Below are 18,890 nucleotides of genomic sequence, written 5' to 3'. Positions count from 1 at the left end.
CTCATACGGCAATACTCCGAAGCTTTTCTACGCTTTCGCTGTGCTGGGCCTTAATGAGCTTGAGGTCCATTTCCAACTTTTGAATTCTTTGCTTCTGATCCATGAGCTGCTTAATGGCCTTGCCTTCCAGGGACCTAGCATCCAGCAACGGTACTTCGAGCTCTTTGAGACGCTCGGTGTTCAATGACTTGTTTGTCGCACCGCGCATCAAGGGAACAAGAAGCTCATCCTTATGCGCCAAGAGATAATAATAAATCTCATTCACGGGAATCGTGCTGTTCTTGGGCGTCAGAACAGCAGTGATGGTTGCGGCATCAAATTTGCCTTCGGCCAGATGAATCCCCTTAATTGACGCATGTCCATGTCCAGTAGATGAAACAATAGGAATGCAAATGGCCGGGCCGGTATAGGGCGCCAAGCCTGATCGTTTGGGTACTACGGATGAAGTAAACAGAGGAAAGGGACCTTCATCGAGGGCAGCGGCAGCGGCCGAATTCCCCTTTGTGATGTCGAAGATGTCCCCAAGCCGAGCTGTGCTGACATTGACTGGGTATCTGTGGCCACTTAAATACAGCGGCGGACAAAGGTCGTAGCCGTTCTTTCGAATTTCATCAACAGAAACCATGCGATGTTTGCGCTGATCGACCGATTTCTCACGCTCTTTCGGCTTCTGCCATAGACGGAGAACTTCGGGGAGCTCGGATCCGCTGACGGACGTCTTTTGCGCATCATCCGCGAATCCATCATTCTCAACCCGATAGAACCAAACCTTGTCTGTTTTACCGCCTTTGGAGAACACAATTATCGATGTGTCCACGCTTGCGTATGGCTTGAAAACCCAATGCGGCAATTTCACAACGGCTTCTAGCTTAAGCTTTTCGACAAGCATTTCTCGGATCGTTGTCAATGACTTTTCATCGGATTCAAGCACGCCTGCCGGCACCACGACCGCCGCCCTCCCACCTTGCTTTAACAGGCGATAGAACAACGCCAAGAACAAAACCTCGGTCTTCTTCGTCTTGACAACACTCAGCAAATCCTTCGCACAGCTTTCGTAGTCAAGAGACCCAGAAAACGGCGGATTGGCAAGGATCAAAGTGAATTTGTCTTCGATGAGTGCGTGGTTTTCGGCCAAGGAATCACGATTCTCAATGGCCGGGTTTTCCACCCCGTGCAGCAGCATGTTCATCGACCCGACGCGCAGCATGGTGCTGTCGAAGTCGAAGCCGTGGAAGGTGTCGCGGTTGAAACGCCGGGCCGCCTTCTTGTCGGCGTAGATCTCCTGCTGGTGGTGCTGCTGCAGGTACTCGGCGGCGGCGACCAGGAAGCCGGCGGTGCCGCAGGCCGGGTCGCAGATGGTGTCGGATGGCTTGGGCGCCATCATCTCCACCATCAGCCTGATGATGTGCCGCGGGGTGCGGAACTGCCCGTTCTGCCCGGCCGAGGCGATCTTGCCGAGCATGTACTCGTACAGGTCACCCTTCGTGTCGCGGTCGTCCATGGGGATCGCGTCGAGCATGTCCACCACCTTGGCCAGCAGCGCCGGCGTGGGGATGGTGAAGCGCGCGTCCTTCATGTGGGTGGCGTAGGTGGAGTCGCCCTTGGCGCCGCCGAGGGTCTTGATGAAGGGAAAGACCTCGTCGGCCACCAGCGCATACATCGCCGCCGGGTCGCCCAGCGACTTGAACTTCGACCAGCGCAGCTTCTGCTGGCGGCTGTTGAAGATGAGATTTTCGACCGGCTTCTTCGTGCGGTTGGCCTTCTTCTCCTCGACCGTCTGCAGCTCGTCCAGCCGCTTGATGAACAGGAGGTAGGTCATCTGCTCGATGACCTCCATGGGGTTGGAGATGCCGCCGCTCCAGAACGCGTTCCAGATGTTGTCGACCTGGGTTTTGATGCTGCCTGTGATCATGGTGCTCCGGTACCCTTGCCCACCGCGGGCTCCCGGCACCATGCGGCGCCGAGCCACTCCCGGTTCTCCGGGTGCAGGTTCGCGTTGGATCTGCGGGCAAGCTGGTTGTCGATGGATCGCTCGATATTGTCGTGGACTTCTCGCGTCGCGTCACGGTCGACCTTCCAGTGGTCGGTCTCCATCGGCTCAAGGAAGCAGGACACCAGCCCCGGCGGGTTGGCGTGCAGCTGGCCCTCGCCATCCACGGCCACCGCCAAGAACTCCTGCCGCAGCCGCTGGCCACGCTCGTCCTGCCAGCACAGCATGGCGGTCACCACATGGCCGAACCCCGACAGCGTGGTTCCTGCGCTCAGCCCCTGGAAATCATAGCTCCGCGCACGGGCCAGCAGGTCCTGGACGAAGGGATGGTCCAGATCGAGCACCTCCGTCTCGGCTGCCTGGTGCCGCAGCTCCCGGGTGAAGGTGACCCGGCCCTCGCGGCCGAGCCTTGGGAGCCGGGCATCCGCCGGCACCTCGATCCGCCAGGCCACACCGGGGAAGCGTCGGCTCTCGTGGATCGCGCCCTTCAGCACGGCGACCATACCGAACACGAAGGCCTTGAGGTGCGGTGCGCCGACCCGGAAGCCCGCCCGCAGCTCGTCCGCGTCATAGCTGACCGCATGCTGGAACAGGTCGCGCTGCAGCTCCGCGGTTTCCCGGGCCCGCCGCATCGCTTCCTCGATGCTTTCCTCGGTGCGGCGCACGCCAGCGGTTGCCGCCTGCTCCAGGATATCCTCCACGTCCAGCAGGCTGGCCAGCTCACCGACGATGTCGCTGACCAGGTTCTCGGAAGACCGCTGGTCGACGCCGGCCATGTCCGCGGCCACCTGTTGCAGCCGGTCATACATCTTGCTGACGACCTGGTCGTCGGCGGATTCCACGCCCTGCAGGTTGATCGCCACCACGTGGTGCTGCTGCCCGTAGCGATATAGGCGGCCGATCCGCTGCGCCAGCCGCATGGGATTCCACGGCAGGTCGTAGTTGACGAGGATGTGGCAGCGCCGGTGCAGGTTCAGGCCCTCGCCACCGGCTTCAGTGGAGACCAGGAACTGCCCGGCGGCCTCGAACCTGGCGATAGCCGCGCGGCGTTCCTCGACATCCATGCTGCCGTTGATGACGTCCACCTTGTCCGCCCCATACCGGACGGACAGCTGCTCGACGATATAGTGCTGCGTGCCGCGGTACTCGGTGAAGACCAGGACGCGCTCGCCGCTGTTGTCGCGGGTGATGGGTGCGATCACGCGGTCGAGGAAGGCGCTCATCTTGTCGTCCTCCTCGCAGGCCACGCGACATTCCTCGATCAGGGTCTTGAGCTTTTCCGTCTCGCCGGAGAAAAATTCCTCCCGCGCCTCGTCGATCCCGACCCGGGCTTCTTCGTATTCACCCTCGAACCGCTCATCCCCGAGGTCTTCGAGGAAGCGGACCGATGCCGCTTCTGACGTCAGCCTGGACAGGCGGCGCGTCAGGGCCAGCTGCAGGGTGCGGATGGAGGAGGCGGCAAGCTTGCGGTAGACCGTCATAACGAAGCCGATGGCGCTTCCGCGCCGCCGCCCCACCCGCTCGGCGGCCTGGTATCCGAGCTTGAGGTAAGCCTGCAGCTGCGCCTCCAGCTCCCGCAGTTCGGGGCTGGAATCCACCTGCACCATCCTGGAAGTCTGGCCATGGAAGACGAAGTTGCCGTCGATGTCGGTGACGTCGGACTTCCGGTTGCGGAACACCATCTTCGCCAGCACGCTGGAGTCCACGTCCAGCGCCGCGAACCGGTCCCTCAGCTCCGGGCGCAGCAGTTCCAGCAGGGCCTGGAACTGGCTCTGGTTGCCCTGGTGCGGCGTGGCGGTGAGCATCACGACGTTGCGGGTCTTTTCGCGCAGCGCCTCGGCCAGACGGAAGCGATCGCTTTTTTCGAACTTCATTCCGTACTGCCGACGGCTCAGGCGATGGGCCTCGTCGAAAATGACCAGGTCCCAGTCCTCGGCTTCCATCAGCCTGGGCAAGTGGGCCTCGCCCTTGGCTTTGTCGAGGGAGGTGATGACGCGGTCGTACAGCTTCCAGTGGGCGGGATCGCTGATGGTGAAGTCGGAACCGTAGATCAGGAAGTCGTCGAGGCCGAACTTGTACTTGAGGTCCTCCTGCCACTGGCGGGTCAGGCCGGCTGGAACGACAAGGAGGATGCGGCGCGCGATGCCGCGCTGGCGCAGCGCAGCGATCAGGAGGCCGGCTTCGATGGTCTTGCCGAGGCCGACGTCGTCGGCGATCAGCCAGTTGAGGTTTCCGGAGCCGAGGATGTGATGGACCAAGTGGATCTGGTGCGGCAGCGGATCGATGTCGAAATGCGACAGGGCGCCGGTGTTCTCGTTCCAGAGCGCGAGGGCATGTGCCAGGCTGCGCAGGCGGAAGCGCTCAGCCGCGTCCGGGCCACCCTGGTCTCCCGTGCGAAAGCGGAAGCGCGCATCCTTGATGAACCGCAAGCGCTGCCACGGGATCCAGATGCGCTGCCCCTCGGCCACGAAATCGACCAGGGCCTGGGTCCGCTTCCCGAGCGTGCGGATGGATTCCACCACGCCGTAGCCCAGCGACTTCTCGAAGGTGGATGCGGGAACATGCAGGACCGCGTAGCCGGGGCGCAACCCGCATTCCACGGTGTGTAGCGGGATCACTTCACTGGCTCCGCTGCCGGCCCACGTCACCGTGAGCGATATCCCTTTCGGAGATCTGTGGGATGCCTGCACCACGCCAGGAAGCCGAGGATCAGATGAGCCGGAAGACAGCACCCAGGCGCCGTTGGTCGGAATCAGCGTGTCCTCCGTCAAAACAACTCCTCCGTGTCCGGAGACAGCCAGTCCGCGATCCGGGCCGGATCGCAGATGGCACCAAACATCTGTCTGACATCGCGCGCGCCGCCGTCGAGGGGTTCATCCCACCAGGACGACAAGTACAGCGGGTTCCTTGTTCCATCGAAGGATCGCGTATCGTCCGGATCCAGGTTGCTCTGCCAGATCCCGTCGCTCACCTGGGTCCGCGGCGACAGGCGGTACTCGAACAGATAGTTCTTGAACGTGGCGAGCTGGCCCGAATCCCGGCGCAGTCCATGCCAGACTTCCTGTTCCGAAGACAGGAAGTCCGCGATCAGATCGAACTCAATATCGTGACCGAGGAAGTCCAACAGCTGCGCAGCCTCAAGCCAGGTCAGGCGCTTGCCGCCGTGCCAGCGCTCGGGCGCGAGCGTGTCGCTCTCGACGCAATGCAACCAGGCGTCGGTGAGCTGGAACATGCGATGGATCTGGGCAACGCCATACCCGGCCCGAATGAGTCCGCGGACCTGGGTCTGCACGCTGCTCCAGCCGCGCTGCCGGATGATGTCGGCCAGCAGATCGAGGTGAAGTTCAGAGTACAGACCCTCATCCCGAAGGAATCCCAGCGCGAACTGCATCGCCCGCTCGTCGGATGAAACGCCTGTCCGTGAAACCTCTCGAGCGACCTCCTCGTCGTCCGCTTCTGGTACTTCCATGTACCAGAGCTGGTCCAACGGATCATCTGGAGCGGGCTGGGTGTCCTCTTCGTCGAAATCGAGGACTTCCAACGAGAAGACGTCACCAGCATCTGGAAGCGACCCGGTTACTATTTCGTGCGCAGCCACCGGTGTTCCGGCATCTGCGACCGTCGATACGACGACCTCTCCGGCATTCTGGACGGCGCACGCGGGCACGCTGGGAGCCGCAGTCAGAGGCGCAGCATCCTCCACGGTGTCACCTGCCGACCCGGTAGCTGCGGATACGCTATCCAAGCCTGACGGCAGGAGCAGCCCGTCCCCGGATGTTTCCGGCGCAGCCCCGGCAAAGGGCGATCCGGCATCACCGGGGCAGACGGCTGCGGCTGAAATGCCCAGCTCCATCAGGTCATGGATGGAGATCCGGTCGTGATCGTACTCATCCGGCGCCGTTCGCGCCGCGGACTCCGGAAATCGGTCGGAGCGCCCTTCTCCCGATATCAGATCGGCCATGGATCCCCCCCAGGATCAGCTGACAACCGGGAGTATCCACCTTGCGGTCTCACCAGTTGAGACGCCTTGTAAGGCACGTCAAAGGTGCTCATGTATATGGTTACAGCGCCGTCAATGCCCAGCACCTTGGTCTTGGCCTGCATTCCGGCGTCGACCGACAAGGACGCCGTCAGGAACTGACGCACTTTGGCTTTGTGGGTGCGTGAGGCGTGCAGGACGATATTGCCTCCAGCCAGGCCGACAATGCCAAGTGTGCCCAGTACTGGTGCTACCAGGACGAACTCCATGTTTTCCCCAGTTGACGTCCTTCGACATCTTGTCGCATGCAATTTTCGTGCCAGCAGGTGTGTTTGCAGGTAGGCGCGCGGACGCTAAGGTCCGAATCCTGGCTGCGAACAGACTTGTCCATCCATCGAGTGAAGCACGTCAGCCACGTCCGCAATGCTGAGTTCAACCCGACGCAGGGCTCACAGTGGTTCGCCAATTGATTTCCTTAAGCGTGCGCGTTGTCGCGAAGCGCGGCGAGCAACGCGTTCGGCACGTCGCCAAGGATCCTTGGCCCGGCCGATGATGAAATCGGGGACTACCGCGTGGCAGCCCCAGCCGAATCCGTTGCCTACCTATCGCTCACTACCCCCGATAACCCGCCCTTACCACCGCGTCCCGCGCCCCACGTCAAGCTTGAGCTAGCGCTCATCCAACCCGCCCGTTCCTCAACTCGATCTGGCCAGACCGTCGGACTCAATTTTTCACCCGAGAAGAATGACCACTTCACATTCCGGCTGTCCTACGAAGACGTGATGGACGAGGAGACGCTCACCGAGTTCGAGGGGTGGAAGCTGTCGTTCGGTGTGCGCTACTAGCGACAGGCGCGGATCCTGCAGGCCCGGAAATTTCAGGAGACGTGACATGAACTGGGTGTTTGTCCTGGCCCTGGTGATCGGGGGAATGGTGTTGCCCCGGCTGCACCCTGTGCCGCAGTCCCGCGAGCAGATCGAGGCCACGTACGGCAGCACGGACGTTGTGGGATTGGAGGAGAAAGGCGTGCAGCGGCCGTTTCCTTGGCTTCCGGTCCTGGCGGCACTCGCCGTGGTCACGGCGATGTTCGTGGCAATGTTGCCTGGCAGGATTACGGCAGCCGGTCACAGGCAACGGCCATGATCGCGGAACTGTCCTCAGCAAGGCTGTCCATCGAGGAGGCACTCGCGCAGACCGAAAGCGAACCGGTCCAGATCGCGCTCACGCAAGCCAGGCAGGACCTGGAAAAGGCCACTCAGGCGCTCAGGGCCGACCCGCGCGAGCAGCCCACGTCTGCCGCGTTCCGGCAGTTCACCTCCACCTTGGCGAGGCCCCCAAGCGGGTGGGCGCTACCACCGACGAGGACGATCGGACACGGGTCCGACATGCGGCGATCAACTGGCGGAGCTGCAGCTGAAGTCCGAAGCCACCCGCGATCAGAACGACTCTTTTCCGCTGACAGCGGACGAACCCGACGCCCCGCAGCGTTTCAACATTGCTGATCGTGGTGGGCGAAATATTCCTGGCCGTGTCGTTGGGAGTCTATGGTCTTGTGGTCTGGCGACACAGTTCGGAGACGCCGCTCCAGTTCCGCAAGCGCCTGCACGCCATGCTCAGCCGGTGGCGGCCCTGAACGCGATTGCGCTGGGCATCTGCCTGGTCGTGAGCCCAGGCATGGCGGAGGAAATGGCCACCTGGAGCGCGGGCATCGCCGGCTCCGGCATTGGTTACTATCGGCTCGGCGGTGAAATAAGCGTACCGCCGCTCAGAGCTTGTCGCGTCGGATCGGCCTGACAAGCTTTCGGGTAACCTCGGGCTCGATGAACTCGATGGCCTGCTCGCGCATCAACCGCCGCAGCAGCGCCTTGTCATCCACGGAGTCCGGGGCCTCGAAACTGTAGAGGTTGCGCATCTCCTCGACGGGATGGTCCGGTGCCAGCTGATGGAAGCGCTTGATCCGAGGCGTGCACGCCTCGGCCAGGATTTCCCGCAGGTCGACGTCGCTGACGCCATCACGCACCTTGAGCTGGAACTTCATGGCTGGCTGCCTCGCATCTAGCGCAGCAGCCGCTTGAGGTTAAGCAGGCCCGCGCCGTATGCATGACTATACCCCGCTCCCTTCTGGGCCGGCAATTTGACCGCGGTGGACTGCAGCTTCTTGAACGCCTGGGCCGCGGTCAGCTTCGGGTTCTTCGCCAGCAGTAGGTTGGCGGCGGCCGCGACGATGGGGCTGGCCATGGAGGTGCCGTCGTAGCTGGTGAACTCGACGTCCTCGCAATACTTCGACTTCTTCATCGGGACGGTGGACAGAATGCAAACTCCAGGGGCAACCAGGCCGATGTGACGGCCGGTGTTGGAGAACTTGGCGCGCTTTCCTACGCCGTCCACGGCGCCAACCGCCAGAACGCCCGGGTAGGCACCTGGGTATTCGATCGGGTTACCGCTTTCGTACTCGTTGCCCATGGCGGCAACGACGACGATCCCGCGTTCGTGCAGCAGATTGAACACGAAGGCTTCCTGCGCCGACTTCTGGGTGCCGCCGATGCTCAGGTTCACCACCCGCGCGTCCGACATTAACACCTGGGACAATGACGAGAGGTAGGCTTCGAAATCCACGTAGAACTCGCCGGTGGTCGGCTCGGGCTTGTCGTCAAAGATCTTCCACACGAGCAGCTTGGCGTTGCCTACGCCCCTGAAGCCACTGGCTGGGTGGTACTTGCCGGAAATGATGCCGGCCACGTGCGTGCCGTGCCCCAGCAGATCCTTCTGGCTGAACCCGTTCGTCTCGTAAGCCGCTATCCGGTCCGCCAGGCTCGGATGGGTGCTGTCGATCCCGGTGTCCAGCACCGCGATCTTCCTGCCGGGCGTGCTCGGCATCTTCGCCACATGCCAGTCGATGGCCGCCAGGGAGGGCCGCAGTTTTGCGAACGAGCTGGCCAGCAGCCATCGTGCCGGCATCAGCTCGACCGATTGAACGGCCGATGACTTCTTGAGCGTCCGTATGGCCTCCTGGCGCTGGCCGGAATCCACGTCTAGCACGGTGATTCCGGACATCCGACGCGCCGGGTCCTCGGTGCGCCTTGCGGCATTCGCGCTCTTGCCCAGGTGCCGCCACACCGCCGGGCCAGCGCTACCCTGCACGTCATGGGCGAACATCACTGACCGGGCCTGGGTCAGGCCTGCGTTCGCCCGGAGCGCCCTCATCGGCTGGGAGATTTCATCCGGCACGCCATCGAGCATCTCGATGGGCACGCTCTCGCTCGGGAGCGCCGCCAGGCTGATGCTTTCCATGGCGTCGGTCCTGAAACGCACGATGACCTTGCCCGGGATGAAATCAAGGCGCTTGCGATCCGCCTTGTAGGGTGAACCTTCGCGTAGCTTTGATCCGGTCATGACAAATCTCCCCGTCAAGCCTTGATCAGCTGCCGAAGCGGCTCAGACGCAAGCGCTTCGAGTGCCTTGGCGGGTTGGGAGGTCGCGCTCTTCAAGCCGGCCCGCGTCTTGCCCTTTCCACCGGCGGCAAGGAAGGCCGCACGCACACCGGCATCGGTGGCGACGTAAAACTCAACCTCGTCCATGAGGGTTGGGCGGCTCGGGGCCTGATTCTTCACCTTCGCCTGGCCACGCCCTTTCGCCCGGTCGCCAAGGATGGCCGTCGTGGCCTTCGCAAGTTGCTGCAACGTCAGCTCAGGGAAGTACTTCTGGAGTCGATCGATAGCCTGAATTCCCTGCGCGTTGGCCGGGGTCGCCATGCCGGTTTTTCTGGACGCCGCACCCAGCGCGGGCAGCGACGTCTCCAGCAGCTTCGTGGCATTGAGCACGCCCGGGCCGTAAGCCGAGGCGTCCCAGCCGGGAACCTCGGTAACGCTGGCCTTAAGCAGCGACAGGAAAACCGCCGCCAGACGTCCACCATACCTGGCCTGCAGCTCCGCCACGCCGTGGTGCTCGAGCCACAAAGCGCAGACGCCCGCCGTGGTGGCGACCGCGTAGGAAGTTCCCGAGCTGCGCTTTACCGGGTACTTTTCCGCGCCTTTTTTGTTCGTCATCGCTCTCCATACCGAATCACCAGGCGCGGTGATGTCCACCGCAGGCCCGGCGGCCGAGCTGCGCCACGGCTTGAAGCCAGGTCCGCAGGCGGCCACCGCGACAACGTTGTCGAACAGAGCCGGGTACACCACCCAGGGCCACTTGTTGCCCGCGGCGGCCAACAGGATCAGACCATCCGCGATGACGGTGTCAACGGCGCGCCCCAGCGACCTCCCCGCCCAAGGTCCCCCCAGGCTCATCGATACCAAGTGGCACTTCCGGTCGCGCGCCCGATAGAGCGCCTGAGCGACGTTGGAGAAGTTGAAATGCACCACCGAGTCCGAAACGCGCAACGGCACCAGCTTCACCGCCGGCGCGACTCCGAAGACGCGCGGCGAGTTCGTCGAGTTGGCCATGATGACGCTCGCGGTGGCCGCGCCGTGCCCGGTTCCCGAACCCTTGAGCGGGTCGAGCGGGTCTGCGGAGTCCTCCTCGAAGTTGTAGCCCTCCGCGACCAGCAGGCGGGAATCGAGTATCTCGGGGTGCCTGGTGTATCCGGTGTCCGGATGCCCAACCTTCACGCCTTTTCCGGAAACGCTGAACTGGCTCCATGCGGAGCGGGCATGCACCAGGTCGACGCTCCATTCCTGCTTCTCCGAACCCGGCGCGTCATGGTTGCTCCCGCCGCTCTTGAGGGTCGCGGGCAGGGGGGGCTCCTGCTCCGACGGCACCTGCACCGCGGGCTCGCAGTCGGTGACGAGCTCGTGCGCCATCAACGCGTGCACCGCACCCCAAGCTTCCGCGATGGACTTGCTCTTGCGGGGATTGATGGGCACGAGGATGTCATCGGCGCCCTTCCCCAACAGGCTGGCCCGGACGTCCTTCGACACCAAGGCCGCGAACTCCGGAACATCTTTCCTCAGCTGGGTGACGATGCTCGAAATTTGCCTGAGGCTGGGCGAATAGCCCACGTTGATGATCAGCCCGGTGACTTGGTACTTGGACGCTGCCTTTCTGCTCGCCATGACCGGCCCCCTTGGCCGAAGTTGAGTGCTCTGTCAGTTCTCTGAACCTGCCGATACGGTCCGCCAGGTTGATTCACGTTAGCGCAGTCACCGAGAGCGAGATGCTGCCCTTGTTGTTCCAGTAGGCGTTCGCCACATCATTCGCGAACACATGCAGGGTTCCGCTCTCCGGGCAGGTCCAGGGCTGCAGGCCGTCCACGTGGGCGCTCAGGTCAAGTAGCCCTTGCCCAGCGTGATTGAGCGCGGCACGGTCCGGCAATGGGTCCAGCGCGATGAACCCAACGAGGGCGAACCAGTTCGCGGAGGGAAGCCGGCGGCGGCGTTCGAATGGCTTGAGGTAGATCGGGGATCGGAATCCCCTGGCGTCCGTCCTGATGAACCAGTCGACCCACTCGCCGTTGGCGAGGAGTCGGTAAACGCGCCCTGCTTGGAGCATCGAGATGCAGGTGTTTCGGTCGCGAGCATGGACCAGTGTCGCGCTTGGCATTGTGGGCATTCCTATCCGGGCGTTTGATTTGCACTGGCTGTACAAATGCAACGACGGCAGCAGTGCGGACCGGACAGCCGCAGAACCATTCGTTTGGTCCGCATCGGTGGCTGGTGACACCACCGCCCGCGTTGGCCATGACGGAGGGAAGCAACGTCCACGTCAACATCCAGGCGCCCCACACCGAACCGGAGAGGAAAGAAGCAGTCTGCCCCCCGATAACGCTCCATAATCCTCTGCACTGCCGATGTCCGCTAGCGGCCCAGAAGATCAGTATTAGTGGGGGTTGAGAACGCCTAGATGCGGGCCGGGTCAAGCCCTCAGTTTGGATCTGACCCACGAAGACACGCACCAAGCAGACCTGGTTGCCAGCGTGGATCCCCGCTCTGCCAAGCTCATGGCCGTGCTCGACAAAGCCAGCGCGAAGTTCGGCCGGGGAACGATGGGCTTCGCTTCCGCCCACCGTGCCCGTCCGGCCCAATCGCGCTTGCGTCAGGAGCATCTGTCGCCGTCCTACACCACCCGGTGGGACCCGTTTGCTCAAGGTGCGCTAGTCGGAGTGTCCACCGGCTATGGCGTCGGAGGCTCAAATTAGGTCTCCCCGGTCTAGCCACGATAATGCCCCCTAATCCCCTCAACGGCAGTGGCACTTCCCTCGCATGCCCAGTTCACCGTTACTGATGGTTGCAAGCGGTGTGGGGCCAACACAAAGACATCCAAGCTCAGTACGGTGAGCAGGCTCTCTCTCCAGGACGTCGGGACCACCATGTGAAGTTTCAGGACGCGCATGCCTGAGTCGGGAGGGTCGATGGAATAGAGAGGTGTTTCAACAGCAGTCAGGGCTCGTTGACAACCCCCCTGGAGGGCGTAAGGTAAATGGCCAGTTAGCAGCGAAGACGTAGATCAGCGGTTGCAGCAAGCCAGCAAACAAAGCGCCTCGCGACGTATTGCCGCCAACACTGCGCACCCGGGCGAGCGCTTCTACGCAACGGACGGACAAGCCAGCCTTGCTTCCGAGTCAGACCCGCAGTCCGCCGCCACGCCTAGGTCCTACTGTTCATCGGCTGCATTGAGGTCTGGTTATGCGAACACTTCCGTTGGACAACAGCAGATGCGCAACAGCGCGCTGATTGGCTTTGCGATTCACCGCCGCGGCATCATCGACGCTCATTGAATAAAGGCGGAATCACGCAACCTCCATGCGCCACCCGCCGTCCGGGAATGGAATTGGATACACACAGATGAAATGGAGCTGAGTCATGCACCCTCGAGTCCTCGCTGCAAGCCTGGTGATCGGCCTCCTGGTCAGCGGCGCCGCATGGGCCGACAACGATTGTGTTGCGCCCGCGGGAGAGTGGCAGTCGCGTGAGGCTTTGCGGCAGCAGATCGAGCAACGGGGCTGGAGGGTGCAGCGCATCAAGGTGGATGACGGCTGCTACGAGGTCCGAGGCACGGACCGACTCGGAAACAGGTTCAAGGCCAAGTACCAGCCTGACTCGTTGCGTATCCGGGAACTGGAGATCAAGTTCAGCGAAGGCGGTGAAGCGTCCGACTATCTCGATCGCGGCGGAAAACGCGAATAACGGTCCAAACCAGGCGCAGGCCAGGCAATCATGGAATCAATCCGGAGATCCATCATGAACAAGGCAGCGGCTTCACTTCTTCTGGCCGGCGTTCTTGCAATGCCAGCCATGGTCGATGCGCGTCCAGTGACCTTGACCACCCAAATGAAAAGTTACGGTGGTGACGGCGCGTACCTGGCGTTCTATGTGACCGACGCCAAGGGGCAATACAAGAAGACGCTCTGGGTTTCAGGCAAGAAGGCCAAGTACTACAAGAGTCTGCGTGACTGGGCTCGCGGCAGCGGCTTGAAGGCTGCCGAATTCGACGGAGTAAGCGGCGCCAGCGTTGGCAGCGGAAGCACGCTGAAAGTGACGGTGGAACTGGCCGATACGCTGATCGATGCAGGGTATGAAATCCGCGTGGACAGTGCCGTCGAAGACCAGCGTGACAATCCCGCCGACGTGCGTGCGCCGCTGACCACCCAGGGCGCAGGCAAGCCGGTGGCGGGTCGCGGCTACATCAAGTCCTTCACATACGACCTGTGATTTCGGACCGACGGGCAGGCATTCCGCTTCGATGATACGTCAGCTGCATTCGCTGCTTGGCGTGCTTTCCGCCGTATTGATCGTGGTGCTGGCGATCAGCGGCGCCATCCTGTCACTCGATCCGGCACTGGAAAGACTCGGTGCAACAGCCCCCGCGGCCGGCCAGGTCAGCGTTGCGACGCTGGCTGGCCGGGTAGCCGCCCATTACCCCGAAGCCGAGCAGATACGGCGCACCCCTTCGGGCTCGGTCATCGTCTATTACAGCCGTGACGGCGAGGTCGGAATCGATCGTATCGACCCGCTTACCGGGCAGGGCACTGTCCCCTATTCGCCCTCGGCATTCTCGCGCTGGCTGAAGAACCTCCATCGGTCCTTCCTCCTGGATACGCCCGGCCGTGCAGCGGCGGGCATCCTGGCCGTGATCATGCTGGTGCTGGCGTTCTCCGGTGCCGTGTTGCTGGTGAAAAGGGTCGGTGGCTGGCGGCAGGTCACCGGTCCATTGCGAGGCACCCCGGTCCAGCGCTGGCACGCGCAGGTGGGCCGGATCGTGATGTGCGGGCTGCTGCTGTCCGCACTGACGGGCATCTACATGTCCGCGGTCACCTTCGAGTTCCTGTCCGATGGCGGGCAGGTCGATCCGGACTTTCCCGCCAACGTGGCAACCGGTGCCGCGGCCCCGGTCACGGCGCTGCCAGCGTTGCAGGCCGTCGACCTGAATGACTTCCGCGAACTGGTCTACCCCTATCCGGACGACCCTGCAGCCGTATATTCGCTGTCAACCGCGCAGGGCGATGGGTACGTCGACCAGGTGAGTGGCGCCCTTCTGTCCTACCAGACACATGGCGGCATGCGCCGCGCCTATGAGTTGGTCTATCAACTGCACACCGGCGAGGGCCTGTGGTGGCTCGGCGTGTTGCTGGGCATATGTGCACTGAGCGTGCCCCTGATGAGCGTCACCGGGATCCTGACATGGTGGCAGCGGCGTCGGTCGATGCCTCGAATCGCCGGCAACAGCGGGGCACAGGCCGCCGACGCCATCATCCTGGTTGGCAGCGAGAACAACAGCACCTGGGGCTTTGCCAATGCCCTGCATGAAGCGCTGACACAGCTTGGGCTGCGCGTGCATACCGGGCCGATGAGCCAGGTGGCCAGGGAGTACCGCCAGGCAAGACATCTGTTCATTCTCACCGCAACCTATGGTGACGGCGACGCGCCCAGTTCCGCGCAGCAGTTCCTGGCGCGCCTGTCCTCGCTCAAGGTCAACCCGGCGACCGGCTTTGCCGTCCTGGGGTTTGGTGACCGGCAGTTCCCGCAGTTCTGCAAGTTCGCCCATGACGCGGACGCCGCGCTGGCCGCCCAGGGGTGGCGCCGGTCGATGCCGCTGGACACGATCGACCGGCAGTCGGCGCAGTCGTTCACACGTTGGGGCAACGCTGTCGGCCAGTTGATCGGCCACGAACTGGATCTGGTGCATACGCCGAAGCGTCCGCGAACGCAGGCCTTCGAGTTGATGGAGCGCGTTGACTACGGCGAAGCGGTGAACGCGCCCACCAGCATCCTGCGCTTCACCTCGGTGCCTCGTGACAGCATCGCAGGCAGGTTGATGCGCGCGGTCGGAGGCAAGGGCCTGCCCAAGTTCGAAGTCGGCGACCTGGCCGGGATCCTGCCGCCCGGCAGTCCGATCCCGCGGTTCTATTCGCTGGCCAGCAAGTCGGCTGACGGATTTCTCGAGATCTGCGTGCGCAAGCTGCCCGAAGGCCTGTGCTCCGAGTATCTGCATGGCTTGAAGCCGGGCGATCGCATCGATGCCTTCATCCAGCTGCATCCCGACTTCCGCCCCACGTCCAGCAAGGCGGCCGTCATCCTCATCGGCTCGGGCACCGGAATCGGGCCATTGGCCGGATTCATCCGCAACAACACCGCCAAGCACCCGATGTACCTGTACTGGGGAGGGCGCGATCCGGCGTCCGATTTTCTCTATGAACCGGAACTCGGCGCGTACCTGGCCGATGGCCGGCTGACCGGACTGCACGCGGCGTTTTCCCGGGTCAAGGACGGCGCGTATGTCCAGGACAAAGTGCTGGGCGACGCGACGCAGCTGCGCCAGTTGATCGAGAGCGGCGGCCAGGTGCTGGTCTGTGGCAGTCGCGGCATGGCAAAAAGCATCAGCCAGGCACTGGATGAAATCCTTGCCCCGCTCAAGCTCGACGTACAGACACTCAGGGCGCAGGGTCGGTATCGTGAAGATGTCTTCTGAACCACCGGGATCGCCTGCCCTGCCCCTTCAGCGCCACACCCTCAGCGGCGAAACGATGGGCACCCGCTACAGCGCCATATTTTTCGCCCCCGACGGAATCGATGAATCGGCCATAGGCGCCGCGCTGCTTGCCGCAGCAGACAAGGTGGACCGGCAGATGTCCACCTGGAAATCCGATTCGGACCTGAGCCGTCTCAACGCCACGCCCGCGCAGCAATGGGTTGAAGTGCCGGCGGAACTCATGACGGTACTCGACACCGCTTTGCGGACAGGTGTCGAGTCCGGAGGCGCGTTTGATATCGGGGTCGGGGACCTGGTCAATGCGTGGGGCTTTGGCCCTGCCGGACCAACCCCGGATGAGAAGCAGACAAGCGCGCTGAAAAGGCATGTGCACAAGCCAGCCTTCGAAGTACTCGAGATCGATCACGTTGGAAAGCGGGTCCGCAAGAGAGCAGCCATTGCGCTGGATCTGTCGGGCATTGCCAAAGGCTATGGCGTGGATGCGCTGGCGCGTTGTCTGGACGGTTTTGGAATCACCCGTTACCTGGTTGGCATCGACGGGGAAATGCGCGCAAAGGGCCACAAGCCGGATGGCCAGGCGTGGGCCGTTGCCATCGAAAAACCGCTGCGCCACGTGCGCGAAGTCATGGGCGTGATGGAACTGGAAGATGCCGCAATCGCCACCTCGGGTGACTACCGACACTGGGTGGAAGTCGATGGCATGCAACATTCCCACACCATGAGCCCAAGCGGCCGTCAGCCTGCGCGCAACCGGCTCGCGGCGGTCACGGTGGTGATGAATGACTGCATGCTTGCCGATGCCTGGGCGACGGCCTTGCTGGTGCTGGGAGATGTCACTGGCGTCGAGCTGGCGCAAAAGCGGGGAATGGATGTCTTGTTCGTATTGCGCGATGGCGATGGTTTCCGGGAAGTATCCATCGTGGACGGCCAACGCCAGCCTTAGGTGTGTCCCGGTGGCAGGGCGGCAGGCGACGGACCCTCTGGCCATCAGCGCCCAGCGGGGGCGCAGTAGATCCCGTGCAAGGTCTGGATGATGTCGAAGGCTGGCCCCGGTTGAAGGGCGTAATGGATCGATTGCGCCTCGCGCCGGGTCCGCACCAAGCCCTCTTCCCGCAACACCGCCAGATGTTGGGAGAGCGCTGACTGGCTCAGGTCGACCATCGCATTGATCTCCCCGACCGTCCGCTCGCCCCCGGCGAGCAGGCAAAGCACCTGCAGACGGGTCTCATTGGCCAAGACCTTCAGCAGCCGCGCGGCATCGCCGGCGTGTCCGCGCATGGCCGCAGCATCGAAGATGAAGGAGGGATCGGTGGGGGCGCTGCTCACAGGGTGGGGCTCCTTTTGGCGCCGACTCGTACGGATGCGCCTGCATGGGGGACGGCGTATATTCTCACACTCTTGATTAGTTGACACGCATATAAGAGTTTGCTAATTTTCCGACGAGTCAAGGAGCATCCGTTCGACCGGAGAGGAGGTGAGCCATGCCACGCATCGTCGTACTGGGCGCGGGACTGGGCGGCATGAGCGCCGCCTACGAACTCCGCGACACACTAGGCCCCGCAGCGGAGATCCTCGTGATCGGCGAGGGAGATCTGTTCTCGTTCACACCTTCCAACCCTTGGGTCGCCGTGGGCTGGCGGTCCTCCGACGACATCCAGCTGCAGGCCGCCACCTGCCTGGCGAAGCGGAACATCGGCTTCGAAGGCGTCGGCGCCGAGCGCGTGGATCCCGCGGCGAACCGTGTCCTGCTCCGCGACGGCCGCCACCTGGCCTACGACTACCTGGTAATTGCCACGGGTCCGCGGCTGGCCTTCGATGAGGTTCCGGGCCTCGGCCCTGCGGGACACACCCACTCTGTCTGCACCACGCCGCACGCCAGTGCCGCGTACGCCGCCTACCAGGCCTTCCTCGACGACCCGGGACCGGTCGTGGTGGGTGCGGCGGCTGGCGCCAGCTGCTTCGGCCCGGCCTACGAGTTCGCGATGATCCTCGACCGCGACCTGCGCAAACGCAAGCTGCGCGACCGCGTGCCGATGACCTACGTGACCCCGGAACCGTACATCGGCCACATGGGGCTGGGCGGCGTCGGCGATTCCAAGGGCCTGATGGAATCCGAACTGCGCCAGCGCCACATCCGCTGGATCACAAACGCCAGCATCACAGGCGTGCGCGACGGCGAGATGGACGTGGCCGAAATGGACGAGGACGGCCAGCCAAAAAAGACCCACACGCTGCCGTTCCGGTATTCGATGGTCCTGCCCGCCTTCACCGGCGTGGACGCGGTGCGCGGCGTGGAGGGCCTGGGCAACCCGCGCGGTTTCATTCTGATCGACCGACAGCAGCGCAATGCGGCGTATCCCAACGTCTACGCACTGGGTGTGTGCGTGGCGATCCCGCCGGTGGAGGTCACGCCCGTGCCGACCGGCGCGCCCAAGACCGGTTTCATGATCGAGTCGATGGTGACCGCGGTGGCGCGCAACATCCTGGCCGACATCGAAGGCACCCGAGGCACTGCGGAGGCGACCTGGAACGCGATCTGCCTGGCGGACATGGGCGACACCGGCGTCGCGTTCGTGGCTCTGCCGCAGATCCCGCCGCGCAACGTCACGTGGGCAAGGGCTGGCAAATGGGTCCACGTGGCCAAGATCGCATTCGAGAAGTACTTCCTGATGAAGATGAAATCCGGCCATACCGAGCCGATCTACGAAAAATACGTGCTCAAGCTGCTGGGCATCATGCGCACCCGCTGAGCTCCCCTCCCCTGTACAACCCGTAAGGAGACCCACATGAACCTCGACCGCGCCATCTTCGCCTTCGCCGGCGTGATGATCCTCGCCAGCCTCGCGCTGGGATATTTCGTTTCGCCCTGGTTCCACCTGCTGACCGCCTTCGTCGGCCTGAACCTGCTGCAGTCCAGCTTCACCGGCTTCTGCCCGGCGGCCCGGCTGTTCGCCCGGTTCGGCGTGCGCAGCGGCTGCGCGTTCAAGTAAGGGGCAC

General features: G+C 63.1%; 17 protein-coding genes. 8 read left to right on the top strand and 9 right to left on the bottom strand.

Features of this window, described 5'->3' with window-relative positions:
* Nucleotide 1: 1 nt before the first annotated feature.
* The 4 genes from WCE37_RS10810 to WCE37_RS10795 all read right to left on the bottom strand — a co-directional run bounded on the left by WCE37_RS10810 (nucleotide 2) and on the right by WCE37_RS10795 (nucleotide 6,238).
* Nucleotides 2-1,912 carry an N-6 DNA methylase gene (locus tag WCE37_RS10810; RefSeq protein ID WP_343279366.1) on the bottom strand — a complete coding sequence of 637 codons (1,911 nt, stop codon included), beginning with the start codon at nucleotides 1,910-1,912 and terminating at the stop codon, nucleotides 2-4.
* The gene (locus tag WCE37_RS10805) at nucleotides 1,909-4,608 is read right to left on the bottom strand and encodes a helicase-related protein (RefSeq protein ID WP_343279365.1); all 2,700 of its coding nucleotides are present in this window, start codon (nucleotides 4,606-4,608) and stop codon (nucleotides 1,909-1,911) included. Before WCE37_RS10805 ends, WCE37_RS10810 begins: the two co-directional genes overlap by 4 nt.
* 149 nt (nucleotides 4,609-4,757) lie before the next feature.
* Entirely contained in the window at nucleotides 4,758-5,951 is a 1,194-nt protein-coding gene (locus WCE37_RS10800) for a hypothetical protein (protein WP_343279364.1), read from the bottom strand.
* A complete protein-coding gene (locus WCE37_RS10795) occupies nucleotides 5,939-6,238 on the bottom strand; it encodes a hypothetical protein (RefSeq protein WP_343279363.1) in 300 nt (99 codons plus the stop codon). The genes WCE37_RS10800 and WCE37_RS10795 overlap by 13 nt, the downstream gene beginning before the upstream one ends.
* Nucleotides 6,239-6,860: 622 nt before the next feature.
* Here WCE37_RS10795 and WCE37_RS10790 point away from each other — a divergent pair.
* Complete coding sequence (locus WCE37_RS10790) at nucleotides 6,861-7,112, top strand: hypothetical protein (RefSeq protein ID WP_343279362.1); 252 nt, start codon at nucleotides 6,861-6,863, stop codon at nucleotides 7,110-7,112.
* A 622-nt stretch (nucleotides 7,113-7,734) separates the two neighbouring features.
* On the opposite strand, the gene WCE37_RS10785 is transcribed toward WCE37_RS10790, so the two are convergent.
* The 4 genes from WCE37_RS10785 to WCE37_RS10770 form a co-directional block, all read right to left on the bottom strand.
* A complete protein-coding gene (locus WCE37_RS10785) occupies nucleotides 7,735-8,007 on the bottom strand; it encodes a hypothetical protein (RefSeq protein ID WP_343279361.1) in 273 nt (90 codons plus the stop codon).
* A 17-nt stretch (nucleotides 8,008-8,024) separates the two neighbouring features.
* Nucleotides 8,025-9,362 carry a S8 family serine peptidase gene (locus WCE37_RS10780; protein WP_343279360.1) on the bottom strand — a complete coding sequence of 446 codons (1,338 nt, stop codon included), beginning with the start codon at nucleotides 9,360-9,362 and terminating at the stop codon, nucleotides 8,025-8,027.
* Nucleotides 9,363-9,376: 14 nt separating this feature from the next.
* Nucleotides 9,377-11,020 (bottom strand): S8/S53 family peptidase, encoded by a 1,644-nt coding sequence (locus WCE37_RS10775; protein ID WP_343279359.1) that lies wholly within the window; start codon nucleotides 11,018-11,020, stop codon nucleotides 9,377-9,379.
* Between the two features lie 73 nt (nucleotides 11,021-11,093).
* Nucleotides 11,094-11,507, bottom strand: coding sequence for a hypothetical protein (locus tag WCE37_RS10770; RefSeq protein WP_343279358.1), 414 nt, complete (start codon nucleotides 11,505-11,507; stop codon nucleotides 11,094-11,096).
* Nucleotides 11,508-11,904: 397 nt separating this feature from the next.
* On the opposite strand from WCE37_RS10770, the gene WCE37_RS10765 reads away from it, so the two are divergent.
* From WCE37_RS10765 to WCE37_RS10745, 5 genes are all read left to right on the top strand, one after another.
* Nucleotides 11,905-12,102: a DUF4113 domain-containing protein gene (locus WCE37_RS10765; protein ID WP_343279439.1), complete on the top strand. Its 198-nt coding sequence runs from the start codon at nucleotides 11,905-11,907 to the stop codon at nucleotides 12,100-12,102.
* A gap of 664 nt (nucleotides 12,103-12,766) precedes the next feature.
* Nucleotides 12,767-13,090: a PepSY domain-containing protein gene (locus tag WCE37_RS10760; protein WP_343279357.1), complete on the top strand. Its 324-nt coding sequence runs from the start codon at nucleotides 12,767-12,769 to the stop codon at nucleotides 13,088-13,090.
* Between the two features lie 54 nt (nucleotides 13,091-13,144).
* Nucleotides 13,145-13,615 (top strand): DUF2271 domain-containing protein, encoded by a 471-nt coding sequence (locus WCE37_RS10755; protein ID WP_343279356.1) that lies wholly within the window; start codon nucleotides 13,145-13,147, stop codon nucleotides 13,613-13,615.
* A gap of 31 nt (nucleotides 13,616-13,646) precedes the next feature.
* Entirely contained in the window at nucleotides 13,647-15,872 is a 2,226-nt protein-coding gene (locus tag WCE37_RS10750) for a PepSY domain-containing protein (RefSeq protein ID WP_343279355.1), read from the top strand.
* Between the two features lie 55 nt (nucleotides 15,873-15,927).
* The gene (locus WCE37_RS10745; protein WP_343279354.1) at nucleotides 15,928-16,836 is read left to right on the top strand and encodes an FAD:protein FMN transferase; all 909 of its coding nucleotides are present in this window, start codon (nucleotides 15,928-15,930) and stop codon (nucleotides 16,834-16,836) included.
* 44 nt (nucleotides 16,837-16,880) lie between these two features.
* Here the strand turns inward: WCE37_RS10745 and WCE37_RS10740 are convergent, their stop codons facing one another.
* Entirely contained in the window at nucleotides 16,881-17,171 is a 291-nt protein-coding gene (locus WCE37_RS10740; protein ID WP_343279438.1) for a metalloregulator ArsR/SmtB family transcription factor, read from the bottom strand.
* A 203-nt stretch (nucleotides 17,172-17,374) separates the two neighbouring features.
* Here WCE37_RS10740 and WCE37_RS10735 point away from each other — a divergent pair, with 203 nt between their 5' ends.
* Both WCE37_RS10735 and WCE37_RS10730 read left to right on the top strand, forming a co-directional pair.
* Nucleotides 17,375-18,643, top strand: a complete 1,269-nt coding sequence (locus WCE37_RS10735) for an FAD/NAD(P)-binding oxidoreductase (protein WP_343279353.1) — start codon at nucleotides 17,375-17,377, stop codon at nucleotides 18,641-18,643.
* Nucleotides 18,644-18,679: 36 nt separating this feature from the next.
* Nucleotides 18,680-18,883 carry a DUF2892 domain-containing protein gene (locus tag WCE37_RS10730; protein WP_343279352.1) on the top strand — a complete coding sequence of 68 codons (204 nt, stop codon included), beginning with the start codon at nucleotides 18,680-18,682 and terminating at the stop codon, nucleotides 18,881-18,883.
* The last annotated feature ends 7 nt before the right edge of the window (nucleotides 18,884-18,890 follow it).

It is taken from the genome of Luteimonas sp. MJ250, from assembly GCF_039548455.1.
In the GTDB taxonomy this organism is placed as follows: Bacteria; Pseudomonadota; Gammaproteobacteria; order Xanthomonadales; family Xanthomonadaceae; genus Luteimonas.
Note: the sequence above shows the minus strand (reverse complement) of the source record. Positions and strands in the feature narration are given on the sequence as shown.

Coding starts and splice junctions, on each gene's coding strand:
- WCE37_RS10770 (WP_343279358.1), bottom strand. CDS start 11,507: ATGCCAAGCGCGACACTGGTCCATGCTCGCGACCGAAACACCTGCATC.
- WCE37_RS10735 (WP_343279353.1), top strand. CDS start 17,375: ATGCCACGCATCGTCGTACTGGGCGCGGGACTGGGCGGCATGAGCGCC.
- WCE37_RS10800 (WP_343279364.1), bottom strand. CDS start 5,951: ATGGCCGATCTGATATCGGGAGAAGGGCGCTCCGACCGATTTCCGGAG.
- WCE37_RS10790 (WP_343279362.1), top strand. CDS start 6,861: ATGAACTGGGTGTTTGTCCTGGCCCTGGTGATCGGGGGAATGGTGTTG.
- WCE37_RS10750 (WP_343279355.1), top strand. CDS start 13,647: ATGATACGTCAGCTGCATTCGCTGCTTGGCGTGCTTTCCGCCGTATTG.
- WCE37_RS10765 (WP_343279439.1), top strand. CDS start 11,905: ATGGCCGTGCTCGACAAAGCCAGCGCGAAGTTCGGCCGGGGAACGATG.
- WCE37_RS10760 (WP_343279357.1), top strand. CDS start 12,767: ATGCACCCTCGAGTCCTCGCTGCAAGCCTGGTGATCGGCCTCCTGGTC.
- WCE37_RS10785 (WP_343279361.1), bottom strand. CDS start 8,007: ATGAAGTTCCAGCTCAAGGTGCGTGATGGCGTCAGCGACGTCGACCTG.
- WCE37_RS10730 (WP_343279352.1), top strand. CDS start 18,680: ATGAACCTCGACCGCGCCATCTTCGCCTTCGCCGGCGTGATGATCCTC.
- WCE37_RS10780 (WP_343279360.1), bottom strand. CDS start 9,362: ATGACCGGATCAAAGCTACGCGAAGGTTCACCCTACAAGGCGGATCGC.
- WCE37_RS10755 (WP_343279356.1), top strand. CDS start 13,145: ATGAACAAGGCAGCGGCTTCACTTCTTCTGGCCGGCGTTCTTGCAATG.
- WCE37_RS10810 (WP_343279366.1), bottom strand. CDS start 1,912: ATGATCACAGGCAGCATCAAAACCCAGGTCGACAACATCTGGAACGCG.
- WCE37_RS10745 (WP_343279354.1), top strand. CDS start 15,928: ATGGGCACCCGCTACAGCGCCATATTTTTCGCCCCCGACGGAATCGAT.
- WCE37_RS10775 (WP_343279359.1), bottom strand. CDS start 11,020: ATGGCGAGCAGAAAGGCAGCGTCCAAGTACCAAGTCACCGGGCTGATC.
- WCE37_RS10795 (WP_343279363.1), bottom strand. CDS start 6,238: ATGGAGTTCGTCCTGGTAGCACCAGTACTGGGCACACTTGGCATTGTC.
- WCE37_RS10740 (WP_343279438.1), bottom strand. CDS start 17,171: ATGCGCGGACACGCCGGCGATGCCGCGCGGCTGCTGAAGGTCTTGGCC.